This window comes from Streptomyces sp. NPDC006265 (genome assembly GCF_040613555.1).
In the GTDB taxonomy this organism is placed as follows: Bacteria; Actinomycetota; Actinomycetes; order Streptomycetales; family Streptomycetaceae; genus Streptomyces.
On sequence record NZ_JBEXSH010000133.1, the window covers coordinates 1 to 5977 of the forward strand.

The 5977-nt window shown below is 72.2% G+C and carries 6 protein-coding genes and 1 pseudogene; 1 reads left to right on the top strand and 6 read right to left on the bottom strand.

Translation table 11 applies throughout. The features are described from left to right. From ABZ281_RS13855 to rsmI, 4 genes and pseudogenes are all read right to left on the bottom strand, one after another. Positions 1-238 (bottom strand): annotated as a pseudogene (locus ABZ281_RS13855) (hypothetical protein); the annotation flags it as partial. Between the two features lie 125 nt (positions 239-363). Then, the gene (locus tag ABZ281_RS13860; RefSeq protein ID WP_356655215.1) at positions 364-1254 is read right to left on the bottom strand and encodes a TatD family hydrolase; all 891 of its coding nucleotides are present in this window, start codon (positions 1252-1254) and stop codon (positions 364-366) included. 80 nt (positions 1255-1334) lie between these two features. Continuing rightward, the gene (locus tag ABZ281_RS13865) at positions 1335-1763 is read right to left on the bottom strand and encodes a hypothetical protein (RefSeq protein WP_356655217.1); all 429 of its coding nucleotides are present in this window, start codon (positions 1761-1763) and stop codon (positions 1335-1337) included. 298 nt (positions 1764-2061) lie between these two features. Next, complete coding sequence (gene rsmI / locus ABZ281_RS13870) at positions 2062-2910, bottom strand: 16S rRNA (cytidine(1402)-2'-O)-methyltransferase (protein WP_356655219.1); 849 nt, start codon at positions 2908-2910, stop codon at positions 2062-2064. A 111-nt stretch (positions 2911-3021) separates the two neighbouring features. Between rsmI and ABZ281_RS13875 the strand changes: the two genes are divergently transcribed. Next, positions 3022-4845, top strand: a complete 1824-nt coding sequence (locus ABZ281_RS13875; RefSeq protein WP_356655221.1) for a phospholipid carrier-dependent glycosyltransferase — start codon at positions 3022-3024, stop codon at positions 4843-4845. 69 nt (positions 4846-4914) lie between these two features. On the opposite strand, the gene ABZ281_RS13880 is transcribed toward ABZ281_RS13875, so the two are convergent. Both ABZ281_RS13880 and ABZ281_RS13885 read right to left on the bottom strand, forming a co-directional pair. Next, positions 4915-5664 (bottom strand): GntR family transcriptional regulator, encoded by a 750-nt coding sequence (locus ABZ281_RS13880; RefSeq protein WP_356655223.1) that lies wholly within the window; start codon positions 5662-5664, stop codon positions 4915-4917. 57 nt (positions 5665-5721) lie between these two features. Further along, positions 5722-5977, bottom strand: a 256-nt coding sequence (locus ABZ281_RS13885) for a homogentisate 1,2-dioxygenase domain-containing protein (protein WP_356655225.1), incomplete at its 5' end; no start/stop codon positions are given.

Sequence of the window (5977 nt, forward strand, 5' to 3'; positions counted from 1 at the left end):
GGGTCGGCGCCTCGTAGGCCGCCAGGGCCGGCGCCCCATGGGCCGCCAGGGTCGGCGCCTCGTAGGCGGGCCGGTAGGTGTCCGCATGGGCGCCGGGTGTCCCGGGTGTCCCGGGTGTCGAGTGGGCGAGCGTCTCGGCGCTGTGCAGACCGGCCGGTGGCGCGCCGAAACCGCCGCACACCGGGTCGGCGTAGGCCGGGCCATACGTCTCGTACGTCTCGTACCGCGCGTTGCTCACGCCGCTCCAGGGGCCGGAGGGGTCCAGAGGGGTCCGGATCGGGCCCCCAGAACCTAGCGGAGCGTTCGTCACTCTCCAAAGCGACGCGACTACGCACAGTCGTGCGGTGGGGTCGGCGGCAGGGGTCAGTACCCGAACGCGCGTGCCGTGTTCGCGCCGAGGGCCGCGGACAGCGTGTCCTCGTCGATGCCGCGCACCTCGGCCATGGCCCGCACGGTGATCGGCACGAGGTACGGGGCGTTGGGCCGCCCGCGATGGGGCGCCGGGGTGAGGAAGGGCGCGTCCGTCTCCACGAGGAGGAGTTCCGGCGGGGCCACCGCCACCGCGTCCCGCAGGTTCTGGGCGTTCTTGAAGGTGACGTTGCCGGCGAAGGACATGAAGTAGCCCGCGCCCGCGCAGATCTGAGCCATCTCGGCGTCGCCGGAATAGCAGTGGAAGACGGTCCGCTCGGGGGCGCCCTCCTCCTTCAGCACGCGCAGGACGTCGGCGTGGGCCTCGCGGTCGTGGATGACCAGGGCCTTGCCGTGCCGCTTGGCGATCTCGATGTGGGCGCGGAAGGACCGCTCCTGCGCATCCTTGCCCTCGGACCCGGTGCGGAAGTAGTCGAGGCCCGTCTCACCGACGCCCTTGACCTGGGGCAACGCGGCGAGCCGGTCGATCTCGGCGAGGGCGTCGTCCAGGGCCGCCGGGCCGCCCGGCTCGCGCGCTCCCTGCCTCGACCAGCCGTCGGGGTCGCCGTGCACGATCCGGGGCGCCTCGTTCGGGTGCAGGGCGACCGTCGCGTGGACGGCGTCGTACGCCGCCGCGGCCTCGGCCGCCCACCGCGACCCCTTGATGTCGCAGCCGACCTGCACGACCGTCGTCACGCCGACCGACGCCGCCTTCGCCAGCGCCTCCTCGACCGTGCCGGACTGCATGTCCAGGTGGGTGTGGGAGTCGGCGACCGGCACCCGGAGGGGCTCCGGGAGGGGCGGGGCCGCGTTCTTGTCCTGGCGGCCTGAGGCGTTCGAAGGCATGCCCCGATCCTACGAAAGGGGGTACGCCCTCCCCGATGGGGGAGGACCGGGGAGGGCGTCGGCAAGGGAAGCCGGACGGGTCAGCTCGCCTTGCGCTGGAAGGGGTGCAGCAGGTCGGACAGGTGCCAGTGGTGGTGCTCGCGCTGCTCCTGGTCGGCCGTCGCCCCGGCCTCGGCCTCCGCGGTGGGCGCCTCCACGGGCCCGGCGGGTGGCGGCACGCGGGACGGCCGGTGCGCCGCGTCGCGCGCCGAGGCGACCCGCCCCGGCCGCATGATCCGCACGACGTGACTGTCGCAGTTGTGACACTCGGGCTTGTTCAGCGGGGAGGGCACGACCTTGCCGTCCGCGACGTAGAGGACGAACTCGTGGCCCGCGGCGTCCGTGTGGTGCTCTATCTCGTACGACTGCTCCCAGCCGTGCCCGCACCTCATGCAGGCGAAGGAGTAGGACTCGTTGACGACTGCGGTCGCACCGGCGCGGAGCCCGGTCTGCCCTGCGATCTCACTCATGCCAGCTCCTGTTGGTCCGCTGTGGCGTGAGGACGATTCCGCCCCCGCAACCCAGTGGACTCCTCGGCCGGACCGATGGCAGCAGACCTGTCGACTATTGGCCCCGATTTGGGCGTCCCTTGCCCCTGCGCCCCTTGCGCTTTGCCCACCCATGGGGCGCACGCTCAAACGAAAAGCGCCCTGCTCAGAGGGTGTTCAGCACCCTCTTGGGGAGCGCCCCGAAAGGGGCGCGGGGAACTACGCGATCACCACACCACCCGCGCCCCGCAAAGCACCCCGAGCCCCACCCCGAACCCGGTCACCCCGCCGCATTCTTCGCAGCGACCACGGCATCGAAAACCACTCGCTTCGGCACCCCGGCCTCCACCGCCACCGCGGCGATCGCCTCCTTGCGCCGCTCCCCCGCTTCCTCCCGCACCCGTACCCGCCGCACCAGCTCCTCCGGCCCGACCTCATCGGGCCCCTTCTCCGGCGCGCCCTCCACGACGACGGTGATCTCCCCGCGCACGCCCTCGGCGGCCCACGCGGCCAGCTCCCCCAGGCCGCCCCGGCGTACCTCCTCGTACGTCTTGGTCAGCTCCCGGCACACCGCCGCACGCCGCTCCGCCCCGAACACCTCGGCCATCGCCGCCAGCGTGTCGTCGAGCCGGTGGGGAGCCTCGAAGTAGACGAGCGTGCGCCGCTCGTCGGCGACCTCCCGCAACCGCCCCAGCCGCTCCCCCGCCTTGCGCGGCAGGAACCCCTCGAAGCAGAACCGGTCGACGGGCAGCCCGGACAGCGCGAGCGCGGTGAGCACCGCGGACGGGCCGGGCACGGCGGTGACCCGTACGTCCCTCTCGACCGCGGCGGCGACCAGCCGGTACCCCGGGTCGGACACCGACGGCATCCCCGCGTCGGTCACCAGCAGCACCCGCGCCCCGCCGACCAGCGCGTCGACCAGCTCCGGCGTCCGGGCGGACTCGTTGCCCTCGAAGTACGACACCACCCGTCCCTTGGGCGTGACGCCGAGCGCCTGGGTCAGCCGGCGCAGCCGCCGCGTGTCCTCGGCGGCGATCACGTCGGCCCCGGCCAGTTCCTCGGCGAGCCGGGGCGGGGCGTCCGCGATGTCGCCGATGGGGGTGCCTGCGAGTACGAGGGTTCCGATCACGCCCCCATCCTCCCAGGGGCGGGGGGTGCGGACTCCTCCCAGGGGCGGAGGATGCGGACGCATACCGGCCATGCACGGGACTCACACAGAACGGTTCCCTACGATGGCGCGGTGACCAGTACCGCGTCCTCCACGGACACCCGGCAGGGCCAGGCGCCGCTCGACCAGCGGCCGTCCTGGCAGCAGCGGCTGCGCCGCTTCGGCTACCACGGGCAGCCCAGAAGCGACGCCCGCGACGTCCGTGACCGCCTGGTGCCGCCGTACACCGAGCCCTCCCCGCGCCTGTGGGCGGCGCTCGGCGTCCCGCATCCGCTCGCGGTGCGGCTGGTGCGCTGGTCGGGCTGGATCGGCCCGCTGCTCGTCACGCTGCTGGCGGGTGTGCTGCGGTTCTGGAACCTGGGCAGCCCGAGGGCGGTGATATTCGACGAGACGTATTACGCCAAGGACGCGTGGGCGCTGGTCCACCGCGGCTTCGAGCTCAACTGGAACAAGAACGCCAACGACCTGGTCCTGTCGTCGGGCGGGCACATCACGCTTCCGACGGACGCGGCGTACGTGGTGCATCCGCCGGTCGGCAAGTACGTCATCGGGCTCGGCGAGCTGATGTTCGGGTTCGACCCGTTCGGCTGGCGGTTCATGACGGCGCTGCTCGGCACGCTGTCCGTGCTGCTGCTGTGCCGGATCGGCCGGCGCCTGTTCCGCTCCACCTTCCTGGGGTGTCTCGCGGGCGCCCTGATGGCCGTGGACGGCCTGCACTTCGTGATGAGCCGCACGGCGCTGCTCGACGGCGTGCTGATGTTCTTCGTGCTGGCCGCGTTCGGCTGTCTGCTGGTCGACCGGGACAGGGCCCGGGCGAAACTCGCCGCTGCGCTGCCCCTGGACGAGGACGGCCGGGCCCGGCCCGACCGGCACACGGCGGAGACGGCCCGCCTGGGACGGCGCCCCTGGCGCTGGGCGGCGGGCCTGATGCTGGGCCTGGCCATCGGCACGAAGTGGAACGGCCTCTACATCCTGGCCGCGTTCTGCCTGATGGCGGTGTTGTGGGACGTCGGTTCGCGCCGGGTCGCCGGTGCCCGCCACCCGTACGCGGCGGTCCTCAAGCGCGACACGGGCCTCGCGTTCCTCGCCACGGTCCCGGTCGCCCTGCTCACCTATGTCCTGTCCTGGACCGGCTGGATCCTCTCCGCGACGAACGGCTCCGGCGGCTACTTCCGCAACTGGGCCGCGACCAGCGGCAAGGGCGGCAGCTGGACGTTCCTGCCCGACTGGCTGCGCAGCCTGTGGCACTACGAGCACCAGGTGTACGAGTTCCACGTCGGCCTGTCCTCGCCGCACACGTACCAGTCCAACCCGTGGAGCTGGCTGGTCCTCGGCCGCCCGGTGTCGTACTTCTACGAGTCCCCGGCCCCCGGCAAGGACGGCTGCCCCGCCGACGCGGGCGAGAAGTGCGCCCGCGAGGTCCTCGCCCTCGGCACGCCGATGCTGTGGTGGGTCGCCTGCTTCGCGGTCCTCTACGTCCTGTGGCGCTGGTTCTTCCGCCGCGACTGGCGCGCGGGCGCCATCGCCTGCGGCATCGCGGCCGGCTACCTCCCCTGGTTCATGTACCAGGAGCGCACGATCTTCTTCTTCTACGCCGTCGTCTTTTTGCCGTTCCTGTGCCTGGCGGTGGCGATGCTCCTCGGCGCGATCATCGGCCCACCCCGCTCCTCCGACACCCGCCGCGTCGCAGGCGCCACGGCAGCGGGCGTCCTGGTCCTGCTGATCACCTGGAATTTCATCTACTTCTGGCCCATCTACACCGGCCAGGCCATCCCGATCGACGACTGGCGGTCGCGGATGTGGCTGGATACGTGGGGCGGGCCTTCAGGGACCCCGCGTCGGGGGCCGCCGGCCAGCCCCGGCCGAGCCGCGGCGGTGCGACGGACCACGGCATGAGGTCCGCCAGCAGCGGAGCGTCGTCGTGCGTCACGCTGGGCATCGTACGACCTGGCGGCGGCCCGCGGGTCAGGTGGCGTCCAGAGTCACCGTGAAGGAGAACCGGTCCCCCCGGTAGTGGATGACGGCCACGTCCAGCGGCCGCCCCTCGGCGTCGTACGTGACCCCGGTGTAGTGCAGGATCGGGCTCAGCAGGGGGACTTGGAGCAGCTTCGAGGTCTCCGGGTCGGCCAGCCGGGCCTCCACCGTGTCCGTGATGCGGCTGATGTCCACCCCCACCACGTCCCGCAGCACCTTGGTCATCGGCCACCGGACGAGGTCGGCCAGGTCGATCCGCGCGGCCAGTTCGGGACGCACGTAGTTGCGGGCGTGGTTCGTCGGCTCACCGGTCTTCTCGTCGCTGCGCAGCCGGTGGTACATCGACACCTCCCGGACATCCGGGAAGAACTCGGCGAGTTCGCCCCGCACGGGCGCGCTGCAGTGGTCCAGCAGTTCGGTCGTCATGCCGGACTGCTGGGCCACGATCGCGTCCACCGAGCCGAGCAGGCGCACCGGGGAACCCCGGCGCGCGTCCGGCTCGATGAACGTGCCCCGCCGGCGGTGGCGCGAGATCAGCCCCTCGTCCTCCAGCTCCTTCAGCGCCTGCCGCATCGTCAGCACGCTCACGCCGTAGTGGCCGGCCAGATGCTCCTCGGTGGGCAGCCGCAGCGGGTCCTGGGGCGAGCGGCCGAGGATCGAGGCGCGCAGCGACTGCGACACCTGGTACCAGAGCGGCAGCTTGCGGTTCAGGACGATGGAATCCGGGGCGAAGGAGGTCACGGGCCATCCGTACCGGTAGGAAATGATCAGCGCAAGGGGGCTTCCGTCAGCAGCCCACTAGGGGCGGAAGTGCCGCTCCAGGCCCTGCCAGACGTCGTCGTACCGCTGCTGGAGGTGTTCCGCGCGTGCCGCGTGCGGAGTGAGGGCGAGCGGCCAGCGCGTCTCGAACATGAACGCCAGACCGTCGTCGATCTTCTGCGGCTTCAGCTCCGCGGCGCTCGCCCGGTCGAACGTCTCCCGGTCCGGGCCGTGCGCCGACATCATGTTGTGCAGCGGTCGGCGAGGGCGGTGAGGACGTCCGTGTCCTCGAACC